This is a genomic window from Streptomyces zhaozhouensis (assembly GCF_900230195.1).
Taxonomy (GTDB): Bacteria; Actinomycetota; Actinomycetes; order Streptomycetales; family Streptomycetaceae; genus Streptomyces; species Streptomyces zhaozhouensis.
Genome location: NZ_OCNE01000005.1, coordinates 1 through 22072, shown reverse-complemented (window position 1 = coordinate 22072; position 22072 = coordinate 1). Strand labels below are relative to the sequence as shown.

Here is a 22072-nt window from a genome sequence, read left to right as displayed (position 1 = left end):
ACGCCCTCGGCGGCGACGCGTCCGGGGAGGCCGAGCGCGAGGCACTGCTGGAACGGGTGCGCACCCACGAACGGGCCGCGGCCGAGCAGGCGCGGTAGCGTCCACCCCTGCCCTCGCGGCGCGGGCGCGGCGTGGTAGGGCTGGGGTGCGCCGAGATTCCGTCCGCACCGTGGGGAGTCACCAGTGAGAGTCCGCCGAGTCGTGCCCAACGTCAGCTCGTCCCAGGACGCGTCGGAGAACCGGGAGTTCTACGGCCTGCTGGGTTTCCGGGAGGTCATGAACCACGGCTGGATCATGACCCTCGCCTCCCCGTCCGACCCCGGTGCGCAGGTCAGCTTCATGACCGAGGACCAGACCGCGCCGGTCGTCCCCGACATGAGCGTCGAGGTGGACGACGTGGACGCCGCCTACGCGCTCATGCGGGACCGCGGAGCGGAGATCGTCCACCCGCTGCGGGACGAGGAGTGGGGCGTGCGGCGGTTCTTCGTCCGCGACCCGAACGGCCGGGTGGTCAACGTGCTCGGCCACCGCTGAGGTCGCTCCCGCCCCGGTGCCCGACGGGCGCGGCGGTGGTGCCGACGCCCGGTCCGCCGGCCCTCGCGGTTCCCGCGCGTCCGCGAGGGCCGCGCAAGGGTGCCCGTCGGTTTTAAGTCAGGCGCTTGACTTACCCGTTGGCGCGCGCCTTCACTGGAAGGCGGACCGGGACGACGAGGCAGTCGAGACGGAGAGGGCGGTGGCCTGCCCATGGCCGACGGGAGCGCGCGCGGCGACCGGGCGAGCGAGACGCGGCGGGCGATACTGGTCGCCGCCGAGCGGCTGTTCGCCGAGCGGGGCGTGGTCGCGGTCTCCAGCCGGCAGATCAGCGAGGCGGCGGGGCAGGGCAACAACACCGCCGTCGGCTACCACTTCGGCGGCAAGGACGGCCTGGTGCGGGCGATAGTGCGCCGGCACGCCGACCGCATCGACACCGCCCGCACCCGGATGCTCGCCGAGATCGGCGACTCGACGGACGTGCGGGACTGGTGCCTGTGCCTGGTGCGGCCCGGCACCGAGTATCTGGCCACCCTCGGCGGGACCACCTGGTACGCGCGGTTCGCCGTCCAGACGATGACCGACCCCGCGCTGCGCGAGACCGTGCTCGACGAGGCGTTCGGCCGGCCCTCGCTGCTGCGCGCACTCGACGGCCTCAACCGCTGCCTGCCCTCGCTCCCGCCCCGGGTCCACCTGCTGCGCGGCGAGATGGCGCGGGTGCTGCTGACCCACTCGCTCGCCGAGCGCGAGCGGATCCTCGCGACGCACGGGACCGCCGCCGACGGCGTCGACTGGCACGCGCACACCACCGCGCTCGTCGACGCGCTCGTCGGACTCTGGCTCGCCCCCGTGACCGACCCCGGCGCGGACACGGGCCCGGCCGGCCGGGCGCCCTCCGGGTGCCTCGCTTGAGCGCCCCCGCGAGCGTCCTCGTCGTCGGCGCCTCCGCCGCCGGCCTGGCGACCGCCGAGGCGTTGCGCCGGCGCGGCTACCGGGGCGCCCTGACCGTGCTCGGCGCCGAACCCCATCCGCCGTACGACCGGCCGCCGTTGTCCAAACAGGTGCTGGCCGGCGAGTGGGACGCCGCGCGCATCCGGTTACCCGGGCCTTCGGCCCTGACGGAGGGGGACGTCACTCTGCTGCTCGGCGAGGCGGCGGTCGCGCTGGACGTCGGGAGCCGCACCGTGCACACCGCCGCGGCGCGCGCCCTGCGGGCGGAGCGGATCGTCGTCGCGACCGGGCTGCGCGCCCGCGAGCTGCCGGGGCAGCGCGGGATCGCCGGCGTGCACACCCTGCGGACCGTGGACGACGCGCTGGCCCTGCGCGCGGCGCTGCGGACGGCGGCGCGGCTGGTCGTGGTCGGCGACGGCGTGCTGGGTGCCGAGGTGGCCGCGACCGCGCGCGGCCGCGGCCTGGACGTGACGCTGGTGGGGCCCCAACCGGCCCCGATGACCGACCGGTTCGGCCCCGAGGTCGCCGCCCGGCTGATGGCGTCGCACCGCGCGAACGGCGTGCGGCCGCGGCCGGGCGCCGAGGTGGCGGGGCTGGCCGCCGCCGGCGGGCGGGTCAGCGGGGTGCGGCTCGCCACCGGCGAGACGCTGCCCGCGGACGTCGTGGTCGTCGCCGTGGGCGCCGAGCCGAACACCGCCTGGCTCGACGGCAGCGGCCTGCGCGTCGAGGGCGGGCTGGTCTGTGACGCCCACTGCCGCGCGGCCGAGGGGGTCTACGCCGCCGGCGACGTGGCCCGCTTCCACCACCGGGCGCTGGACGCCCTGGTCCGGCTGGAGAACCGCGCCAACGCCGCCGAGCAGGCGCTCGCCGTCGCCGGCGCGCTGCTGGGGGACGAGCGGCCCTACACCCCCGTGCCCTACTTCTGGACCGACCAGTTCGACGCCCGGGTGCAGGTCCACGGCCTGCCCTCCGCCGACGCGGAGGTCACCTTCCCGGAGGGCGACGTCGCCGCCGGCCGCTTCGTCGCCGTCTACCGGCGCGAGGGCGTCGTCACCGGGGTCCTGGGCTGGAACATGCCCAAGCAGGCGCGTCGCCGCAGACGCGACATCGGCCGGCGGGCCTGAGCCCCCGGCACACGACCACCCGGCTTCCGCGTACCTCCCTCCCCACCCGACGAAGGGACGTCATGACCGCACATGCCGGAAACATCCCCCCGACGGCGCTCTCCGAGGAACCGCCCGAGTTCCCCATGCCCCGGGCGAGCGGCTGCCCGTTCGACCCGCCGCCGCCCCTGCGCGAACGGCAGCGGGAGGGCGCCCTCACCCGCGTCCGGCTCTGGGACGGCAGCACACCCTGGCTGGTGACCCGCTACGCCGAACAGCGCGCCCTGATGGCCGACGCGCGGCTCAGCGCCGACATCACGCGTCCCGGATACCCGAGCGGGGCCCCGGTGCCGCCGCGGGGCAACAGCATCGGCTTCATCCTGATGGACGACCCGGAGCACGCCCGCCTCCGCCGCATGGTCACCGCCCCGTTCGCCGTCAAGCGGGTCAACGCGATGGCCCCGCGGATCCAGCGGATCGTCGACGAACTCATCGACGCCATGCTCGCCGGCCCCAGGCCGGTCGACCTCGTCGAGGCGTTCGCCCTGCCCGTGCCGTCGATGGTGATCTGCGAACTCCTCGGCGTGCCCTACGCCGACCACGCCTTCTTCCAGGAGAACAGCAAGACGATCATCAACCGGGAGGTGACACAGGAGCAACGGTCCGCCGCGCTCGGCCGGCTGACCGACTATCTGGACGGCCTGCTCGGCGAGAAGCTCCGCGCGCCCCAGGACGACCTGCTCTCCGGGCTCGCGGAACGGGTGGGCGGCGGCGAGCTGACCCGCCGCGAGGCCGCCCAGATGGGCGTGCTGCTGCTGATCGCCGGCCACGAGACCACCGCCAACATGATCGCGCTGGGCACCCTGGCGCTTCTGCGTCACCCGGAGCAACTGGCCGCGCTGCGCGACACGGACGACGAGAAGCTGGTCTCCGGCGCGGTCGAGGAGCTGCTGCGCTATCTGCACATCACGCACAGCGGGCGGCGGCGGGCCGTGCTGGAGGACATCGAGATCGCGGGCGAGACCCTCAGGGCGGGGGAGGGCGTGATCCTCGCCAACGACATCGGCAACCGCGACCCCTCGGCGTTCCCCGGGGACCCCGACACCCTGGACATCCGCCGCGACGCCCGCCACCACGTGGCGTTCGGCTACGGGGCGCACCAGTGCCTCGGCCAGCCGCTGGCGCGGCTGGAGCTGCGGATCGTCTACGGGACGCTGTACCGGCGCGTCCCCACCCTCCGGCTGGCCGCCGAGCTGGAGGAGCTCCCGTTCAAGCACGACGGGTCGGTCTACGGGGTCTACGAACTCCCCGTCAGCTGGTAGCCGTCCGACCCCGGCGGGGCCCCGGCTCCCCGCCGCGACCACCCCGGCCGCCCGCGGGGCGCGCCCGGCACATGTGAGGAGAGTTCATGAGGGTTTCCCTCGACCAGGACAAGTGCGTGGCCTCCGGCCAGTGTGTGATGGCCGCCCCCGAGGTCTTCGACCAGCGGGACGAGGACGGCGTCGCCGTCCTGCTCGCCGTGGAACCGGCCGAGGGGGACGCCGACGACGTGCGGCACGCCTCCGCCGTCTGCCCGGTGCTGGCCATCCACGTCGAGGAGTGAGCCGGCCGCCTCGAAGGTGACGGCACGACGGAGGCGGGCCCGGGGAGAACCGGACCCGCCTCCCGCCCGCACAACCGGCCCCTTCGGGGGAGCCCGCAGGGCGCGGGCTCCCCCGAAGGGGCCGGAGTCGGTCAGCCGGTGTTGTTCCAGTCCTTGCCGGTCGACACGGCGCTCAACGCCGTGTGTGCGGCGCCCGTCCCGTGGGGGAGCAGGGCGGCGCCGCAGATCACGGCGGTCAGAACCAGCGCGGCCGCCGCGCATGGCAGCCCGCCGGGCGCGGCCGGGTGACGACGTCCGCGTCGGTGGGCTCGGGTGGCGTGCATGGTGCCTCTCCTCGTCGCTGCGTGCTGTCTCGATCGCCAAGATCGTGTCAGCAGACGATCTATGCGGAATCTATGCTTCCTCGCCCCCCGGGGCCGACCGCCGGACGCGCCGGGGACGTGCGGCCCCGTACAGGTCGCGACGCCCCCGAACGGCGGGCCCGCGCCCCGGTGTTCGGCCGTACACCGAGCGTCGATCGGGCGTAGATCGCGGTGGCCCATCCTGACGTCAGGAAACGTGGTCGGCGGTGTGTCGCCGGTGCGCGGGGCGGCCCCCCGCCCGCCGACGGTCCCCGCGGGGCCACGACGACGCCGACGCCCCGGAGATCCCGACGAACGCCACAGCCGTCCGCCGCCGAAGACCGCCTTCCGCCCCGCGTCCGCGGTCCGCATCCACCGGAGGCGCCATCCGCCTCCGCCCGACCGCGCAGGGGCGACGCACGCACGAAACGCCATCGCCGACCGCTCGAACTGACAGACGGGAAGAGGCAGTGGAATTCCGGGTACTTGGACCGTTGGAAGCGTCCGTGGGGGAACGCAAGCTGACACTGGGAGGACACAAGCAGCGGGCGGTCCTCGGACTGCTGCTGCTGCGGGCCAACAGAGTGGTGGCGACCAGCGAACTGCTGAGCGCGCTGTGGCCCGAGGAGAACCGGCCGACGACGGCCCGCAAGATCGTGCAGAACGCGGTGTGGGGGCTGCGCGCCCTCTTCACCGAGGAGACGGCCGAGCACGGGGGAACCGGTCCCGCACTCGTCACCAAGGCGCCCGGCTACGTGCTGCGCGTCCCCGCCGACCAGGTCGACCTGCACCGGTTCAACCGCCGGGTCTCCGAGGGCAGGGCGGCCCTCGCCTCCGGGCGGCCCGAGGAGGCCGCGCGGCTGCTGGGCGCCGGGCTCGCGGAGTGGCACGGCCCCGCGCTGGCCGACCTCGTGGAGGCCGGTACCGACTGGCCCGAGCTGACCGCGCTGAGCCGGCTGCGCCTGGACGTGATGGAGGACCGCTTCGAGGCCGAGCTGCGCAGCGGCCACGACCACGCGGTCCTCGGTGAACTGGTGGCGCTCGCCGAGGAGGAGCCGCTGCGCGAACGGCTTTGCGGCCAGCTGATGCTGGCGCTGTACCGCTGCGGCCGGCAGGCGCAGGCGCTGGACGTCTTCAGCCGGGTGCGCCGGGCGCTGGTCGAGGAGCACGGGCTCGAACCCTCCCGCGAACTCCAGGCGCTCCAGCAGAACATCCTCACCCACGACCCCTCGCTCCGCCCCCCGGCCCGCACCGCCCCGCCGCCCTTCGAACCGGAACCGACGCCGGTTCGGGACGCTCCCGCCGCCCCCCGGGAGGCGCCCTCGGTGCCCGCCCAGGCGCCGCCGCCGGGCGCCGAGCGGGTGCCGCGCCACTCGCCCGGCACCGAACGCAGGTCCGTCGCCGTGCTGCTGGTCAGCGCGGACGTGGCCGAGGACGCCGGCGACGACCCCCGTTCCTCCCGCACCCTCTACCGTGCCGCGACGACGGTCGCCGAGTACGCCGAGGAGTTCGGCGGCGTGGTCGCCGGGGCGCTCGGCCGGGTCTCGGTCGCCGTCTTCGGGCTGCGGCCGGACGCCGAGGGCGCCTCCGCCGACGCGGTGCGGGCCGCCCTGGCACTGCGCGGCCGGCTCGGCTCGCCCGGGTCGTCCTGGCGCGCGGTGGTGTCCGCCGGCGAGGCCCTGGTGCGCCGCGACCCGCACGACCCGGCGGCGCCCGTGCTGGTGGTCGGCCGGCTCGTCGACCAGGCGCGGCTGCTGCTCGCCGGCGTGCCGACCGGCGAGATCCACCTCAGCGGCGAGGCGGTCGAACGCACCGCCGGGCTGGTGCCGCAACGCCCCACGGACCGCCCGCACGTGCGGGCCGTCGCCGAACCCCGCGCCACCCCGCCGGCGGCCGTTCCCGGGCTGCCGGACCCGGCCCGCGGCTACGAGGCCGAACTGGGCATCCTCCGCAGCCTGTTGACCCGCGCCCGCCACCACGACGCCCCGCACCTGGTGACGGTCCTCGGCGAACGGGGCGCGGGCAAGACCCAGCTGCTCGCCGACTTCCTCGACGGCGTCCAGGACGACGTGGTCCGCCTCGTCCGGGTCCGCGCCGGCGGCAGCGCCCGCTGGTCGGTCCCCGACGTGGTGCGCGCCTGCTGCGGCCTCGGCGACTCGGGACTCGCCGACAGCGCCCTGACCGAGCTGGTACGACGCGTCGCCGGCCGGGGCGAGACGGCGGAGCGGCTGCTGTGGCGGATGCTGCGCGAACGGGAGTGCCCGGACGCGGAGGCGGACGCGCTGGACGCCTGGTGCGACCTGCTGGTGCTGCTCGCCAGGGAACGGCCGCTGGTGCTGAGCCTGGACGACGCCCATGTCGCGGACGACTCCGTGCTGAACCTGGTCGAACGCCTCGCCTCCGTCTCCCGGGACGTCCCGCTGTTCCTGGTGGTCGGCGCGCGGCCGGCGGAACTGCTGCGGCGCCGGCCGTTCTGGGGCAGCGGACTGCGGCACAGCGGGACCCTCACGCTGGAACGGCTGCCCGGCGTCGACAGCGGCCCCGAGGTCGTGCGGACCCGGCGGCTGGACACCCCGGCCACGCCGTTGGTGCGCCGCGCGCGGGACCGGCGGGGCGCGGTCTGCCACGACGGGTGATCCTCGGCGGGTCGCGGCTCGGGTGGGTTGTCGTCTGCCACTCGTGTCCGGTCGCTCGCGCGCTTTCCCGCGCCCCTGCGCTGTCGTTGGGCGGCTTGGGTGTGCGTGCACCCTGGGGTGGTTCGGTGGCCCCGTCGGGGGCGCGGGGAACTGCGCGGTGCATGAGTGGCGGGGTTGGCCGACTACGGAGCTTCGTGGTCCGGTGGGTTGTCGCGCGGCCCGCTGTCGGCCAGCAGCGCCTCGGCGCGGTCGACCAGGTCGCCGCCGATCCACGGCGCGCGGCCCCCGGCCGCCGTCGGCGGCCAGCGGCGCACGAACGCGGCGCCGGTCGCCACCGCCGCCCGCACCGCGAGGCCGGCGGGGCCGTCCCGGAGCCGGTCGCGGATCGCGCGCGCCGAGGCGTCGGCGCGCTCCGCGCAGTCGCTTCTACCGGGGGCGTCCTGGAAGAAGCCCAGCACCTCGGAACCGATCGCCGTCGCCGCGGTCCCCCCGGCGCGCACGATCTCCTCGCGCGCCAGCTCGCACGCCGCGTCCAGCGCCTGGTCCACCTCGCGCGTCGGCAGCGGGTCCGTCCCCCGCCCGAGCGTGAACCGCACCAGCAGCACGCTGCTCCTCCGCTCCCCGCCCCGTTGCCCGTCCCCCTCCCCGTACCGATTCCCGTCCCCGTCCCCATCTCCACGCCCGCCGAAGGCGTCGGCGTGGCCGTCGGCCGGGGCGGCCGGCACGACCTCAGCCACCGGCAGGATCTCAGCCACCGCCGCCGGTGGCACCGGGGCCGCCGCCGGAGCGTCCAGCGAGGCGTCCTGCGCGAGGATGTCCCGTTGCAGCCGGCGCAGCTCGTGTCCCGGCTCCAGGCCCAGCCCCTCCGACAGGGCCGAGCGGGTGCGGGTGTAGACGTCGAGGGCGTCCGCCCGCCGGCCGCAGCGGTACAGGGCCAGCATCAGCTGGCCGGCCGCCCGCTCCCGCAGCGGCTCGGCCCGGGTGTAGCCCTCCATCTCCCGCAGCACGGAACGGGGTTGGCCGCTGCGCAGCTCCACCTCGAAGCGGTCCTCCATGGCGTCCAGGCGCCTCTGCTCCAACGCCGCCAGCTCCGGCCAGTCCGTGCCCTCCTCCACGAGGTCGGCGAGGGCCGGGCCGCGCCACAGCGCCAGTGCCTCACGCAGGGCACACCTGGCCCGCCCGGTGTCGCCCGCGAGCAGCGCCGACCTGCCCCGTGCCGCGAGCCGTTCGAAACGCACCAGGTCGATCTGTTCCGGTGCCACCCGCACCACATAGCCAGGCGCCCGGGTCAGCAGCTCCGGGGGCTGCTCCTCGCCCGGGGCGGCCAGCGCGCGGCGCAGCCGCCAGATGGTGTTCTGGAGGATCTTCCGCGCCGTGTCCGGCGGACGGTCGGTGGCCCAGACGGCGGACAGCAGCCGTCGGGTCGAGACGACCTGGCCGGCGTGGAGGAGCAGGTATGCCAACGCCGCACGTTGCCGGGTGCCGCCCAACGGCACCGGGCCGGACGCTCCGTTCACCTCGATCGGTCCCAGCAGTCGGAACTCCATGCTCTTCTCCCGTCTCCACGCCGAGCGTCTCCACGCCGAGCGTCTCCACGCCGAGCGTCTCCACGCCGACCGTCTTCACGCCGTCACGTCTTCACACCGGCCCGCCGTCACGCCGGCCCGCCGTCCCGGCGCCGTGCGTCAGCCGGCGACGGCCGCCCGGCCCAGCAGGCGCGCGCCGTCGCCGGCGGCCAGCACCCGGCAGACGTCCCGCAACCCGACGTCCAGCCGGTCCAGTTCGACGTCCGACAGCCGCACCGACGGCTCGAAGCGCAGCGTGTTGAGGGCGCTCGCGGTCGGGAACGTGCGCACCCGGTGCTCCCGCAGCAGATGCCCGGCGAGGAAGTAGCCGAACAGCCCCGTGGCGGCCAGCTCCCGCACCGAGTCGGAGGCCGCCGCCGACTGGTCGTGGAACTCCAGGCCCTGCATCAGCCCCGCGCCGCGCACCTCCCGCACCTGCTCGGGGAAGTCGGCGGCCACCCCGTCCAGCACGGCCCGCAGCGCCGCGCCGCGCTCCCGCGCCGCGCGGTAGACGGCGCCGTCGTCCGCCTCCAGCAGTTCGAGCACCTTCAGCGCGACCGTGCAGGAGAAGCTGTCCTTGGCGAACGTCGAGCTGTGCACGATCTCGAACTCCGGCCGGTACCTGGCCTGTCGGACCAGCATCGCCGACGTCTTGGCGATGCCGCCGCCGAGCGTCTTGGCCAGCACGTAGTAGTCGCCGCGCAGCCCCAGCGGGGAGGAGGCCAGCAGCGTGCCCGTGCGCCCCATGCCGCTCTGGATCTCGTCGACGACGACCGGGCAGTCGATCTCCGCGCAGAAGCGCTGGATCTCCCCGGCGAACTCCCCGCTCAGTACATGGATGCCGCCCTCGCCCTGGACCGGCTCCACCAGGAACGCGCAGAACACCGGGAACTCCCGTTCCACGACGTCCACCCGGCCGCCCGAGACGGTCAACGCGAAGACCGCGCCGCGCTCCCGCTCGTGGATCTCCCTCAGCGCCTCCGGGTTCTCCCGGGGCACGAACCTGGCCTGCGCCGCCAGGCCCCGGAACGGCGCGCGGTAGCTCTCGTTGTGGGTGAGCTGCACGCTCAGCCCCAGCTTTCCGTGGAAACCGCCCTCCAGCGCCAGGAAGAGCGGGCGCCGGTCCAGCCTCGCCTCGTTCAACGGCGTGACGTGCGCGACCAGTTCGCGGAGCGCGGTGGCGTCGTCCATGGCACCCACGATCCCGAACCGCGCGCGGAGCCGCTCGGGGACGGTGGCGGTGCCCGCGTCCACGGCGGCCCGCGCCGACGCGGCGGCCTTCGCCAACTCCCCCCTGAGGTCGGCCAGTCGCATCACCCGGTCCATCTCGGCGTGCTTGACGGCGGCCTCGACGGCCTCCGCGCCGGTGTTGGCGAAGATCGCGAAGTACGGCTCCTCGGTGCCCAGCTCCCGGTGCACGATCCGGTTCAGCTCGGCGGCCAGCCGGTTGGCGTAGGGGTGCCGGGAGAACTGGGCGTGCACGGGCGTGCCCGCGTCCAGCAGTTCCCTGGCGCACCGGACGATGTCGGGGTGGGAGTGGCCGAGCAGCACGGAGCCGTAGCCGCCGGCGAAATCCGTGACCGGAATCTCCTCGCCTTCCTCGCCGCGCAGATAGAGGGTGTTGCCCTCGGCCCGCACATACTCGACGGCCAGGCCGGCGGCGCCCAGCAACTGCCGCAGATGGGGTTCGGCCAGTTCCGGTGCGCCGGTTTCTGAGTTCGTCGTTTCCATGGCATCAGATTGAGTCATCCGGGTCAGCGGCCGGTCATCGCGGAATCTTTTCCCCGCCCGCCTCCCCGGGGGACCGGGCGATTACCGGGAAATGAGTGAACGCCGTCCGCCCGTCGGTACGTTGGCGGGCGCGGGCCCTCGTTTCGCCAGTGGCAGGGCCTGAGCTGCCCCGCGAAAAGGATCGGAGAATACGGAATGAATTCCGCGCCCGCTGACCTCGACGCCGCTTCCGCCTGCCCGCCCGCCCACGACGAGCTGACCCCCTCGGTGCTCCGCGCCGTGCTGGCGCGCTTCGCCACCGGGGTCACGGTCATCACCGTCGGCGGGGAGAACCCGCACGCCATGACGGCCAACGCGTTCAGCTCCGTCTCCCTCGACCCGCCGTCTGTGCTGTGCGGCGTCGGGCACGGCGCCGTGATGCACGGGGCGCTGACCTCGGCCGGACGCTTCGCCGTGAACATCCTCGGTGCCGAGCAGGAGCAGTTGGCCCGGCACTTCGCCGACAAGAAGCGGACCCTGGGCGCCGCCCAGTTCGACGGCGTGCCCTGGGAGCCGGGCGCCGCGACGGGCGCGCCGCTGCTGGGCGGCTCGCTGGCCTGGCTGGAGTGCGAGCTGAGCGCCGCGCACGCCTTCGGCGACCACACGATCTTCGTCGGCACCGTGCTGGGCGCCGGCCGGTTCACCGGGGGCGAGGGCCTGCTGTTCGTCGACGGCCGCTTCGCCACCCCGGGGTCCGCGCCCGACCGACCGGGTCGGTGACGGGCGGCGTCCGGGGCGGCGCCGCCCGCCGGACGGGCGGTGACCGGGCGGTGACCGTCCGGTTCTCCGCCCTTGCTTTGCTGACCCGGCAGTGTTCACCCCCCTGGGAAACGGAGTAACTCATGGCGGACAAGGACCGTTCACCGGTGACGGCCATCGGTCTGGGACTGATGGGCAGGGCGCTGGCCGCCACGTTCCTCGAAGCGGGCCACCCGACGACGGTGTGGAACCGTACGGCCGGCAAGGCGGACGACCTCGTCGCCCGGGGCGCGGTCGTCGCGCCCGGCCCGGCCGAGGCGGTCGCCGCCGCCGAGCTGGTCGTCGTCTGCGTGACGGACAACGACGTGCTGCACGCCGTTCTCGACCCGGTCGCCGACCAGCTCAGGGGGCGGGTGGTGGTCAACCTGTCGTCCGGCTCGTCGGACCAGGCCAGGGCCAACGCCGCCTGGGCCGAGAAGCACGGCTTCGACTATCTCGACGGCGCGATCATGGCGGTCCCCGCCGGCGTCGGCGGTCCCCAGGCGGTGTTCTTCCACGCCGGGCCGGAGGACGTCTACCGGCGCCACGCCGACGCGCTCGCCGTGCTGGGCGGCGGCACCACCTACCTGGGCGCCGACCACGGGCTGGCCGCGCTCTACGACGTGGCGCTGCTGGGCGTGATGTACGGGCTGCTCAGCAGCTTCGTCCAGGGCGCGGCGCTGCTGGACACCGCCGGCGTCAAGGCGTCGGAGTTCCTGCCGTGGGCGACCGCGTGGGTCGACACCGTCAAGCTCTTCGCCACCGACTACGCCGGCCAGATCGACGCGGGTGACCGCGCCTACCCGGCCAACGACGCGACGATGGAGGTGAACCTCGGCGCGATCGGGCACGTGCTGCACGAGAGCGAGTCGCAGGGGGTCAACGCCGAACTGCCGCGCTTCCTGCACGCGTTGATGGGCCGTACCGTCGCGGGAGGCCACGGCGCGCACAGCTTCGCCAGCATGTTCGAGCTGTTCCGGGGCGCCGACCGCCGCGCGTAGTCGGCCGCACGGAGAGGGCCGGGGCCCGGGACGCGTCCGACGCGTCCCGGGCCCCGGCCCTTCGGCGCGGGGGCGCCACGCGGAACGGCCGGCGAGGGTCCGGGTTCCGTGCGGCGCCCCCGGCCGGTCACAGGAAGTACGTGCCGGGGTCGAGCCCCAGCAGGACCCGGCCCTGCACCTCCAGGTTGGCGCCGAGCTGCACCAGGGCGTGCAGGGAGAAACCCTGGATGTCCCGGTGGAAGCGCTGGAGGTCCACGTCGGTGCGGATCACGGAACCGCCGCTCTCCGCGTACAGCAGCTCCACGACCTCCTTGGACAGCTGCCCGGCGTAGGCCGTCTGCCCGCGGATCACGGCCTTCTCCGCGTCGGTCGGCTGCCCGCCCGCGTCGGCGGCGCGCTGGAGCACCTCGTGCCAGCGGTCCGAGAGCGCGCGGGCCGCCTCGATCTTGTTGGCGGCGACGGCCAACCGCTGCTGGGTGACCGGGTGCTGGCGCTGGTCGGTCCAGTCGGTGTAGGTGATGCCGCGCCCCGGGAGCCGCTCCAGGAACAGCTCGTAGGAGCCCTGCGCGATGCCGATCAGCGTCGCCGCCACCCCGGAGAGGATGTAGCCCAGCAGACCGTAGTTGCGGCCGGTCGCCCCGGTGTTGGCGCGGTCACCGGTGGCGGCGACCATCGCCTCCTCCAGCGACACCGTGCGGTACGCGGGGACGAACAGGCCGTCCGCGCTCACCGTGCGGCTGCCGGTGGCGGCGCCTGAGGAGACGTGCCAGTCGTCCTCCATGGCGAGTTCCCCGGTCGGCACCAGCGCGACCAGCTCCTGGTGCGAGCCGTCGGGCGTCTCCACCATCGCGGCCAGCAGGTCCCAGTCGGCGCCCCCCACACCGGAGTTGTAGCGCCAGGTCCCGCTGAGCCGGTAGCCGCCCTCTTCCGGGGTCAGCGTCCCGGTCGGGGCGAAGACGATCGACACCCGGGTGTCGCCGCCGGCGAAGACCTCCTCCTGCGCCCGGTCCGGGTAGAGGCTGACGCACCACGTGCTGGTCAGCCACACCATGGTGAGCCAGCCCGTGGAGGGACAGCCGCGCGCGATCTCGGAGATCAGCCGCGACTGCCCCGCCACGTCCAGGTCGAGACCGCCGAACCTCTCGGGGACGGCGGCGCGGAAGGTGCCGGCCTTCTCCAGGAGTTGGAGGTTCTCCTCGACGATCCAGCGCTGCCGCTCGCTCTCCTGCCCGTTCCGGCGCAGTGCCGGCACTGCGGCGCGCACTCCGTCGAGAACGGAGGCGAGTTCTGCTTCGGTGGCCATGTGGGGCTTCCCCTCGTCATACGGGACCTGCGATGTGCCGTCACGCTATGCGGGGCGATTCTTCGCCCGGGAAACTCGCGGTCTTGTCCCGGTAATCGGCTCCGGCCCCGGTCGCGGGGCGGTTCGACGGGTGCCCGCCGGCGCGCGATGACCGGGCGGTGGGCGGCCGGTGAGCGGCGGCCTTGGCACCGCCGTGGCGGGGCGGGCAGCGCGAACGCCCCCCTGGGGGGAGAACCCAGGAGGGCGCCGGGGGCCGCCCGACGGAGGCGGCCCGTTACTGCGACGGCGGCCGGCCGGTGGTGGCCACCGGGCGGTCGATGGCCATCAGCCAGCGGCCGTCCTCGCCGCGCCGCAGCACGTCCGTGCAGTAGCCCTCCACCCGGGAGCGGCCGTCCGGGCCCTGGTTGTCGATGATGTACTCGACCTTGATCAGGGCCACGTCGCCGGCGACGTACCACTTGGTCAGCGTCGCCAGGCTCACCGGCTTGGTGGCGAGATACTCCTTGAAGAACGCCAGCCTGGCCTCCCCGGTCAGCTGCTTGCCGGAGAAGTTCGAGATCGAGTCCTCGCGGTAGAGGCTGTCGAACAGCGCGCCCTCACCGGAGTTGAACGCCTGCATGAAGATCTCGTTCTGGATGTACTGGTCGTCGGTGAGGTCCGGCTTCGAACGGTCGAAGTCGGTTTCGAGGTTGTAGATCATCGGAGCGGGTCCGCCTCTCTGCGCGGGTGACTGTGGACTGGGTCTGTGCGGTGCGACGCCGTGCTGACCGAGGTCTCGCCGAGGGCTCAGGACTCCTGGCCGAAGGGTTCGTCGACCGCGTAGCGCCAGACGCCGTCGTCGCCCAGGCGCAGCACGTCCACGCCCACGCCCTGCTCCCGCTCGGGCGCGCCGTCGGTGGGGATCTCGATGACCCAGTCGACGATCAGCAGCGCGGTGTCGTCGGTGACGAAGCTCTCCCGCAGCGTCGCCGTCATCCGCGGCTTGCGGAGGAGGTACTCCCGCTGGAAGTCCCGCCGCGCCTGGCCGGTGAGGGGCTTGCCCGGCTCCCAGACGGCCACGGCCTCCTCCGTGTAGAAGGCGTCCATGGTCTCGAAGTCGCCCGAGTTGAACGCGTCGGCATACTGCGCGAGGTGCTTCTTCATGGTTTCCACGTGATCGGACATGGCGGAGTCGACCTGCCTTCTCGGTAGTCGGCGTTCGGGTTTCCGCTACGGAAGCTAGTCGGGGCCGCTCTGCCGCACACTCATCGCCCGGTAATCCTCCGGCCTCCACAAAAGCAATTATTCGTTCGAGGTCGGCCGTTGACGAAACGGAGAGAACGCCCTGCCTACGATCGGCCCGCGAGTTGCGTCCGCTGCTCAGCGGTTGCTCAGAGGTCCTGGCAATTCGGCCGGAAAGGCAGTCGAGCGAGATGACGAATCAGCACGAGTCGGCAACCACCGCACGGCACGGCGGCGAGGACGAGGAGATCGCGGTCGTCGGACTGGCCTGCCGCCTGCCGGGAGCCGACGGGCCCGAGGCGTTCTGGAACCTGCTGAGCAGCGGTGCCGACGCCATCACCCCCGTGCCGGAGGGCCGTTGGCGTTCCGCGACCGGTGAGCCCGAGCCGGAGGGCACGCCGCCGGGAATGCGGCGCGGCGGCTTTCTCGACTCGGTGGACACCTTCGACGCCGGCTTCTTCGGCGTCGCGCCCCGCGAGGCCGTCACCATGGACCCGCAGCAGCGGCTCGTCCTCGAACTCGCCTGGGAGGCGCTGGAAGACGCGGGCATCGTGCCCGCCGCGCTGCGCGGCAGCCGCACCGCCGTCTTCGTGGGCACCCTCCGTGAGGACTACGCCGCCCTGCTCTACCAACACGGCGCCAGCGCCATCACCCAGCACAGCATGGCCGGCGTCAACCGGGGCGTCATCGCGAACCGCGTCTCCTACCACCTCGGGCTGCACGGCCCCAGCCTCACCGTGGACTCCGCCCAGTCGTCCTCGCTGGTCGCCGTCCACCTGGCCTGCGAGTCGCTGCGCTCGGGGGAGGCGGAGTCGGCCCTCGTCGCCGGCGTCAACCTGAACATCCTCGCCGAGGGCGCCGTCACCGAGGAGCGGTTCGGCGGGCTGTCGCCCGACGGCACCACCTACACCTTCGACGCCCGCGCCAACGGCTTCGTCCGGGGCGAGGGCGGCGCCGCCGTCGTGCTCAAGCCGCTCAGCCGGGCCCGTGCCGACGGCGACACGGTGCTGGCCGTCATCCGGGGCAGCGCGGTCAACAACGACGGGGCGACCCCGGGCCTGACCGTTCCCGGCCGCGACGCCCAGGAGCGGGTGCTGCGCGCGGCGTACGAGCGGGCGGGCGTCGATCCGGCGCTGGTCCAGTACGTCGAACTGCACGGCACCGGCACGCCCGTCGGCGACCCGATCGAGGCCGCCGCGCTCGGCGCGGCCCTCGGTGCCTCCCGCGCCGACGGCCAGCCGCTGCGGGTCGGCTCTGTGAAGACCAACATCGGCCACCTGGAGGGTGCCGCCGGCATCACCGGGCTGGTCAAGACCGTGCTGGCGCTGCGCCACCGCGCCCTGCCGGCGAGCCTCAACTTCGAGACGCCCCACCCCGACATCCCGCTGGCCGAGTGGGGCCTGGCCGTCCAGGACACCCACTCCGAGTGGCCCGCGCCCGAGCGGCCCCTGGTGGCGGGCGTCTCCTCGTTCGGCATGGGCGGCACCAACGCCCATGTCGTGCTCGCGGAGAGCCCCGACGCGCCCCGCGCCGCCGAGGCCCCCGCGCCCTGCGACGACGCCGCGCCCCTGCTGCCCTGGGTGGTCTCCGGGCGCGGCGAGGAGGCCCTGTACGCCCAGGCGGAGCGGCTGCGCGACGCCCTCGACGGCGAGAGCGCCGGCGGGGGCGCCCCGCACCCCGCCGCCGTCGGCCGCGCGCTGGCCGCCACCCGCACCGTCTTCGAACACCGCGCCGTCGTCCTCGGCGAGGACCGGCGCGGAATGCTCGACGGGCTCGGCGCGCTGGCCGACGGCGGCTTCGCCGGCACCGTCGTCACCGGCGAGGCCAGGCCGGGGCGCACCGCCTGGCTCTTCTCCGGCCAGGGCTCCCAGCGCGCCGGCATGGGGAGCGAACTCAGCGCGGCGTTCCCCGAGTTCGCCGCCGCCTACCACGAGATCTGCGACGCCTTCACCCCGCTGCTGGAGCGCCCGCTGGCCGAGGTCGTCGCCACCGGCGACGGCATCGACAACACCGCGTACGCCCAGCCCGCGCTCTTCGCCGTCGAGGTCGCGCTCTACCGGCTGGTCGCCTCCTGGGGCGTGACGGCCGACCTGGTCGCCGGCCACTCGATCGGCGAGATCTCCGCCGCGCACGTCGCCGGCGTGCTGTCGCTGCCGGACGCCGCCAAGCTGGTCGCCGCCCGCGGCAGGCTGATGCGGGAGCTGCCGCCCGGCGGCGTCATGGTCGCCGTCGAGGCCAGCGAGGAGGAGGTGCTGCCGCTGCTGGAGGGCCACGAGGACGAGGCCGCCGTCGCCGCCATCAACGGCCCCCTCGCGCTGGTGCTCTCCGGCGCCGACGCACGGGTCACCGCCGTCGCCGGGCAGGTCGCGGCCCGGGGCCGCCGGGTGCGCCGGCTGCCCATCCCGATGGCCTCCCACTCGCCGTTGATCGTCCCCATGCTGGAGGAGTTCGGCCGGGTCGCCCACGAGTTGGAGTACCACGAGCCGAGGATCGCCGCCGTCTCCACCGTCACCGGCGAACCCGTCGTCCCCGGCCAGTGGACCGACCCCGACTACTGGGTCGAGGAGGTGCGGCGCCCCGTCCGCTTCCTGGAGACCGTCCGCACGCTGGAGGCCCAGGGCGCCACCACCATGGTGGAACTGGGCCCGGACACCGTCTGCGCCACCATGGCCAACAACTCGGTGCGCGACCCCGACGCCGTGAAGGCGTTCGGCGTGCTGCGCGCCGGCAAGCCAGAACGGGAACGCCTGCTCGCCGCCCTCGCCGCCGCCTTCGTCCGGGGCACCCGCCTGGACTGGGCCGCCGTGCACGCCGCGGGCGCCGGCGCCGGCGCCGCCCCGCGCGTGCCGCTGCCCACCTACGCGTTCCAGCGGGACCGCTACTGGATCGACGGCACCGCGCGGGCCGCCAGCCTGACCGGGGCCGGCCCCGCCGCCCCCGGCCGGGACGCGCGGCCCCCCAGGCGGCGCATGGTCGGCGCCGACGCCACGGCCGTGGTGCTGGAGCGGGTCGCCGCCGTCCTCGCCTACCCCGAGGGCCGCCGGGTCGAGACGCACGCCACGTTCAAGGAGCTCGGCCTCGACTCGCTGATGTCCGTCGAGCTGCGCGACTCGCTCGCCGCCGCCACCGGCCTGCGCCTGCCCGGCGGGCTGCTCTTCGACCACCCCACGCCCGCCGCCCTGATCGCCCGCCTGGACACGATGCTGGCCGGCGCCGGCCGGGACGAGACGGAGGAGACGCCCGCCACCGCCCCGGACGAGCCGATCGCGATCGTCGGCATGGCCTGCCGCTACCCGGGCGGGGTCTCCTCGCCCGAGGAGCTGTGGCGGATCGTCGCCGAGGGCGGCGACGTCATCGCCGGCCTCCCCGACGACCGGGGCTGGGACCCCGCGCCGCCGGACGGCGAGGGCGGGGGCCGCTGGGGCGGGTTCCTCGACGACGCCGCCCTGTTCGACAACGAGTTCTTCGGCATCTCGCCCCGCGAGGCGCTGGCCATGGACCCACAGCAGCGGCTGCTGCTGGAGACCGCCTGGGAGGCCGTGGAACGCGCCGGGCTGGACACCTCCGCGCTCCGGGGCACCCGCACCGGGGTCTTCGTCGGGGCCACCGCCCTGGAGTACGGGCCCCGGATGCACGAGGCCGCCGAGGCCGTCGAGGGCCATGTCCTCACCGGCACCACGCCGAGCGTGCTCTCCGGCCGCATCGCCTACCAACTGGGCCTGACAGGCCCGGCCGTGACCGTCGACACCGCCTGCTCCTCCTCGCTGGTCGCCCTCCACCTGGCCATCCGCTCGCTGCGCTCCGGCGAGACGACGCTCGCCCTCGCCGGCGGCGCGACCGTGATGTCCTCGCCCGGGATGTTCGTCGAGTTCTCCCGCCAGCGCGGGCTCGCGCCCGACGGGCGGGTCAAGTCGTTCGCGGCGGCGGCCGACGGCACCTCCTGGTCGGAGGGGGTCGGGCTGCTGGTCGTCGAGCGGCTTTCGGACGCGCGGCGCAACGGGCACCGGGTGCTGGCGGTGGTGCGGGGTTCGGCGGTGAACCAGGACGGTGCCAGCAACGGGTTGACGGCGCCGAACGGTCCGTCCCAGGAGCGGGTCATTCGGGCGGCGTTGGCGGACGCGGGGTTGCGTCCGGCCGAGGTGGACGTGGTGGAGGCGCATGGGACGGGCACCCGGCTGGGTGATCCGATCGAGGCGGGGGCGCTGCTGGCCACCTACGGCCGGGAGCGTGACGAGGTCCCGCTGTATCTGGGGTCGTTGAAGTCGAACATCGGGCACGCCCAGGCGGCCGCCGGTGTCGGCGGGGTCATCAAGATGGTGCAGGCGATGCGTCACGGCGTGCTGCCGCGCACCCTGCATGTGGACGAGCCCTCGCCGATGGTGGACTGGTCAGGCGGCGCGGTCGAGTTGCTGACGGAGGAGCGGGAGTGGCCGGCCGTCGCCGACCGGCCGCGCCGGGCCGGGATCTCCTCGTTCGGCATCAGCGGCACCAACGCCCACGTCGTCATCGAGGCGCCCCGGGAGACGGAGCCCGCGACGCCGGAGCCCGAGACCGCCCCCGAGACCCTCGGCCCCTGGCTGCTCAGCGCGCACAGCGCCGAGGCGCTGGCCGCCCAGGCGGAACGGCTGCGCGCCCATCTGGCCGCGCACCCCGGGACGCGGCCCGCCGACGTCGGCTGGTCGCTGGCCGCCACCAGGACCGCGCTGCCCGAGCGCGCCGTCCTCACCGGCGCCACCCCCGAGGAACTGCGCGCCGCGCTCGACGCGCTCGCCACCGGCGCGCCCTCGCCCGCCGTCCGCTCCGCCGGCGCGGCCGGGGCCGGCCGCACCACCTTCCTCTTCACCGGGCAGGGCGCCCAGCGCGCCGGGATGGGACGCGAACTGTACGCCGCGTCCCCGGTGTTCGCCGCCGCCCTCGACGAGGTGTGCGCCGCGTTCGACCCGCACCTGGACACGTCGCTGCGCGAGGTGATGTTCGCCGAGGAGGGCACCGCCGAGGCGGCGCTGCTGGACCGGACCGCCTACACCCAGCCCGCGCTCTTCGCCGTCGAGACCGCGCTCTTCCGTCTCGCCGAGCACCACGGCATGGCCCCCGACCTGCTCGCCGGGCACTCGATCGGCGAGGTCGCCGCCGCCCACGCCGCCGACGTGTTCGACCTGGCCGACGCCGCCCGCCTGGTCACCGCGCGCGGCCGGCTGATGCAGTCCGCCCGGGAGGGCGGCGCGATGGCCGCCGTCGAGGCCGAGGAGTCCGAACTCGACGCGGATCTCGCGGAGTTCGGCGACCGTCTCGCGCTGGCAGCCGTCAACGGCCCCGCCGCCGTCGTCGTCTCGGGCGACGCGGACGCGGTCGACGCGCTCGCCGGGCGCTGGCGCGCCCGGGGGCGGAAGACCCGTCGGCTGCGCGTCAGCCACGCGTTCCACTCGCCGCACATGGACGACGTGCTCGACGAGTTCCGCGAGGTCGTCGAGGGACTCGCCCCGCGGGCCCCGCGCGTCCCGCTCGTCTCGACCGTCACCGGCGCGCTCGCCACCCCCGGGGAACTGACCGACCCCGGCTACTGGGCGGAGCAGATCCGCCGCCCCGTCAGGTTCCTCGACGCGGTCCGCGAACTCTCCCGCCAGGGCGCCACCGTCCTTGTGGAGACCGGGCCCGACGCCGTGCTCACCCCGCTCGCCGGCTCGGCGCTCGGCGACGCCGTGGCCGCCGTGCCGCTGCTGCGCGCCGGGCGCCCCGAGCCGGAGACGCTGCTCGCCGGGCTCACCCTCGCCTGGGCGAACGGCGCCCCGCTGGACGGCGCCACGCTCCACCCGGGCGGGCGCCGCGTCGACCTGCCGACCTACGCCTTCCAGCGCGCGCCCTACTGGCTGGCGCCGGCCGGCCGCTCCGACGCCCGCGGACTCGGCCTCGACCCGGCGGACCACCCGCTGCTGGGCACCACGCTGGACGTGGCCGACCGGGACGACCTGCTGCTGACCGGACGGCTGTCCTTCGACACCCACCCCTGGCTCGCCGACCACGCCGTCGGCGGCACCGTCCTCGTGCCGGCCACCGCCTTCCTCGAACTCGCCCTCGCCGCCGGCCACCACATCGGCACCGAGCGGATCGAGGAACTCACGCTGGAGGCACCGCTGGTGCTGCCGGAACGCGGCGCCGTGCGCGTCCAGGTGTCCGTCGGCGCCCCCGAGCCGGCCGGCGGACGCGGCTTCGCCGTCCACGCCAGGCCCGACACCGGCGCCGAGGAGCCGGAGCCGTGGACCCGCCACGCCTCCGGCGTGCTCGGCGGCGCCGCCACCGGCCAGGCGCCCGCCGCCCCCGCGCAGTGGCCGCCGGCCGGCGCGGAGCCGGAGCCCGTCGACGACGCCTACGACCGGCTCGCCGAACTGGGCTACGGCTACGGCCCGGCGTTCCAGGGGCTGACCGCGCTGTGGCGGACGGGCGACGAGCTGTGGGCCGAAGTGGCGCTGCCGGAGCGGCAGCACGCCGAGGCCGAGCGGTTCGGGCTGCACCCCGCGCTCTTCGACGCGCTGCTGCACCCGCTGGTGCTGCACGCCGCCGCCGAAGCGGAGGCCGACGGCATCCGGCTGCCGTTCGCCTGGGCCGGCGTGACGCTGCGCGCCACCGGCGCCACGGCGCTGCGCGTCCGCGTCACCCCGACCGGTCCCGACAGCTACGCGCTGGCCGCCGTCGACCCGGCAGGCCAGCCCGTGCTCTCCCTGGACGGGCTCACGCTGCGGTCCATCGTTCCCGAACGGCTCGCCGCCGCCACCGCCCGCCGGCCCGAGGGGCTCTACGACCTCGCGTGGACGCCGGTCGAGTCCCCGGCCCCCGGGGGAAGCGAGCCCCGCCTCGCCGAGGTCGGCTGGCCCGAGTCGCCTGCCGAACTGCCGGATGCCGACGTCCTGGTGGTGCGCGTCGCGTCGCTGACCGGCCCGGCCGACGCGCCGGACGCGCCGCCCGCCGCCGCGCACCGGACGACCGCCGCCTTCCTCGCGCTGCTCCGGCGCTTCCTCGCCGAACCGCGTCTGGACGGCGCGAAGCTGCTGGTCGTCACCGGGGGCGCGGTCGCCGCCGCCCCGGACGAGGACGTCACGGACCTGGCGGCGGCCCCCGTCTGGGGCCTGGCGCGCTCGGCGGGGACCGAGCACCCGGACCGCGTCGTGCTGCTCGACACCGACACCGAACTCGCCGCCGGCGACCGGCACCTCACCGCCGCGGTGGCCGTGGGTGAGCCGCAGCTCGCGCTTCGGGGCGGTGTGCTTCTCGTTCCGCGTCTCGTCACTGCGGCGTCTGTCGAGCCGGTTGTGGA

15 protein-coding genes are annotated in these 22072 nt (G+C 75.0%); 9 read left to right on the top strand and 6 right to left on the bottom strand.

The genetic code is table 11. The features are described 5' to 3' along the window. Nucleotides 1-183 precede the first annotated feature (183 nt). The 5 genes from CRP51_RS09850 (at nucleotide 184) to CRP51_RS09830 (ending at nucleotide 4188) form a co-directional block, all read left to right on the top strand. On the top strand, nucleotides 184-534 hold the full coding sequence (locus tag CRP51_RS09850) for a VOC family protein (protein WP_097230692.1): 351 nt from the start codon (nucleotides 184-186) through the stop codon (nucleotides 532-534). Nucleotides 535-744: 210 nt separating this feature from the next. Further along, entirely contained in the window at nucleotides 745-1443 is a 699-nt protein-coding gene (locus CRP51_RS09845; protein ID WP_097230691.1) for a TetR/AcrR family transcriptional regulator, read from the top strand. Continuing rightward, complete coding sequence (locus CRP51_RS09840) at nucleotides 1440-2606, top strand: NAD(P)/FAD-dependent oxidoreductase (RefSeq protein ID WP_097230690.1); 1167 nt, start codon at nucleotides 1440-1442, stop codon at nucleotides 2604-2606. The genes CRP51_RS09845 and CRP51_RS09840 overlap by 4 nt, the downstream gene beginning before the upstream one ends. 62 nt (nucleotides 2607-2668) lie before the next feature. Continuing rightward, a complete protein-coding gene (locus CRP51_RS09835; protein WP_097230689.1) occupies nucleotides 2669-3907 on the top strand; it encodes a cytochrome P450 in 1239 nt (412 codons plus the stop codon). 86 nt (nucleotides 3908-3993) lie between these two features. Then, nucleotides 3994-4188: a ferredoxin gene (locus CRP51_RS09830; RefSeq protein ID WP_097230688.1), complete on the top strand. Its 195-nt coding sequence runs from the start codon at nucleotides 3994-3996 to the stop codon at nucleotides 4186-4188. Between the two features lie 131 nt (nucleotides 4189-4319). On the opposite strand, the gene CRP51_RS09825 is transcribed toward CRP51_RS09830, so the two are convergent. Beyond that, nucleotides 4320-4511 (bottom strand): hypothetical protein, encoded by a 192-nt coding sequence (locus tag CRP51_RS09825; RefSeq protein WP_097230687.1) that lies wholly within the window; start codon nucleotides 4509-4511, stop codon nucleotides 4320-4322. Between the two features lie 524 nt (nucleotides 4512-5035). Here CRP51_RS09825 and CRP51_RS09820 point away from each other — a divergent pair. Continuing rightward, nucleotides 5036-7165, top strand: coding sequence for an ATP-binding protein (locus CRP51_RS09820; protein ID WP_170970504.1), 2130 nt, complete (start codon nucleotides 5036-5038; stop codon nucleotides 7163-7165). A gap of 182 nt (nucleotides 7166-7347) precedes the next feature. Here CRP51_RS09820 and CRP51_RS09815 read toward each other — a convergent pair whose 3' ends face one another. After that, entirely contained in the window at nucleotides 7348-8712 is a 1365-nt protein-coding gene (locus CRP51_RS09815; RefSeq protein WP_097230685.1) for an AfsR/SARP family transcriptional regulator, read from the bottom strand. Nucleotides 8713-8850: 138 nt separating this feature from the next. After that, on the bottom strand, nucleotides 8851-10461 hold the full coding sequence (locus tag CRP51_RS09810) for an aspartate aminotransferase family protein (RefSeq protein ID WP_097230684.1): 1611 nt from the start codon (nucleotides 10459-10461) through the stop codon (nucleotides 8851-8853). A gap of 195 nt (nucleotides 10462-10656) precedes the next feature. Here CRP51_RS09810 and CRP51_RS09805 point away from each other — a divergent pair, with 195 nt between their 5' ends. Both CRP51_RS09805 and CRP51_RS09800 read left to right on the top strand, forming a co-directional pair. After that, complete coding sequence (locus tag CRP51_RS09805) at nucleotides 10657-11220, top strand: flavin reductase family protein (RefSeq protein ID WP_097230683.1); 564 nt, start codon at nucleotides 10657-10659, stop codon at nucleotides 11218-11220. Between the two features lie 122 nt (nucleotides 11221-11342). Continuing rightward, nucleotides 11343-12239: an NAD(P)-dependent oxidoreductase gene (locus tag CRP51_RS09800; RefSeq protein ID WP_097230682.1), complete on the top strand. Its 897-nt coding sequence runs from the start codon at nucleotides 11343-11345 to the stop codon at nucleotides 12237-12239. Nucleotides 12240-12366: 127 nt separating this feature from the next. On the opposite strand, the gene CRP51_RS09795 is transcribed toward CRP51_RS09800, so the two are convergent. The 3 genes from CRP51_RS09795 to CRP51_RS09785 all read right to left on the bottom strand — a co-directional run bounded on the left by CRP51_RS09795 (nucleotide 12367) and on the right by CRP51_RS09785 (nucleotide 14685). Continuing rightward, complete coding sequence (locus tag CRP51_RS09795; RefSeq protein ID WP_097230681.1) at nucleotides 12367-13542, bottom strand: acyl-CoA dehydrogenase family protein; 1176 nt, start codon at nucleotides 13540-13542, stop codon at nucleotides 12367-12369. 274 nt (nucleotides 13543-13816) lie between these two features. After that, a complete protein-coding gene (locus CRP51_RS09790; RefSeq protein WP_097230680.1) occupies nucleotides 13817-14242 on the bottom strand; it encodes a YybH family protein in 426 nt (141 codons plus the stop codon). Nucleotides 14243-14328: 86 nt separating this feature from the next. Further along, nucleotides 14329-14685, bottom strand: a complete 357-nt coding sequence (locus CRP51_RS09785) for a YybH family protein (RefSeq protein ID WP_245880483.1) — start codon at nucleotides 14683-14685, stop codon at nucleotides 14329-14331. 269 nt (nucleotides 14686-14954) lie between these two features. Between CRP51_RS09785 and CRP51_RS09780 the strand changes: the two genes are divergently transcribed. Next, nucleotides 14955-22072 (top strand): type I polyketide synthase (locus tag CRP51_RS09780; protein ID WP_141514573.1); only part of this gene is annotated, 7118 nt, incomplete at its 3' end.

Coding starts and splice junctions, on each gene's coding strand:
- CRP51_RS09845 (WP_097230691.1), top strand. CDS start 745: ATGGCCGACGGGAGCGCGCGCGGCGACCGGGCGAGCGAGACGCGGCGG.
- CRP51_RS09835 (WP_097230689.1), top strand. CDS start 2,669: ATGACCGCACATGCCGGAAACATCCCCCCGACGGCGCTCTCCGAGGAA.
- CRP51_RS09830 (WP_097230688.1), top strand. CDS start 3,994: ATGAGGGTTTCCCTCGACCAGGACAAGTGCGTGGCCTCCGGCCAGTGT.
- CRP51_RS09825 (WP_097230687.1), bottom strand. CDS start 4,511: ATGCACGCCACCCGAGCCCACCGACGCGGACGTCGTCACCCGGCCGCG.
- CRP51_RS09815 (WP_097230685.1), bottom strand. CDS start 8,712: ATGGAGTTCCGACTGCTGGGACCGATCGAGGTGAACGGAGCGTCCGGC.
- CRP51_RS09810 (WP_097230684.1), bottom strand. CDS start 10,461: ATGGAAACGACGAACTCAGAAACCGGCGCACCGGAACTGGCCGAACCC.
- CRP51_RS09805 (WP_097230683.1), top strand. CDS start 10,657: ATGAATTCCGCGCCCGCTGACCTCGACGCCGCTTCCGCCTGCCCGCCC.
- CRP51_RS09800 (WP_097230682.1), top strand. CDS start 11,343: ATGGCGGACAAGGACCGTTCACCGGTGACGGCCATCGGTCTGGGACTG.
- CRP51_RS09795 (WP_097230681.1), bottom strand. CDS start 13,542: ATGGCCACCGAAGCAGAACTCGCCTCCGTTCTCGACGGAGTGCGCGCC.
- CRP51_RS09790 (WP_097230680.1), bottom strand. CDS start 14,242: ATGATCTACAACCTCGAAACCGACTTCGACCGTTCGAAGCCGGACCTC.
- CRP51_RS09785 (WP_245880483.1), bottom strand. CDS start 14,685: ATGAAGAAGCACCTCGCGCAGTATGCCGACGCGTTCAACTCGGGCGAC.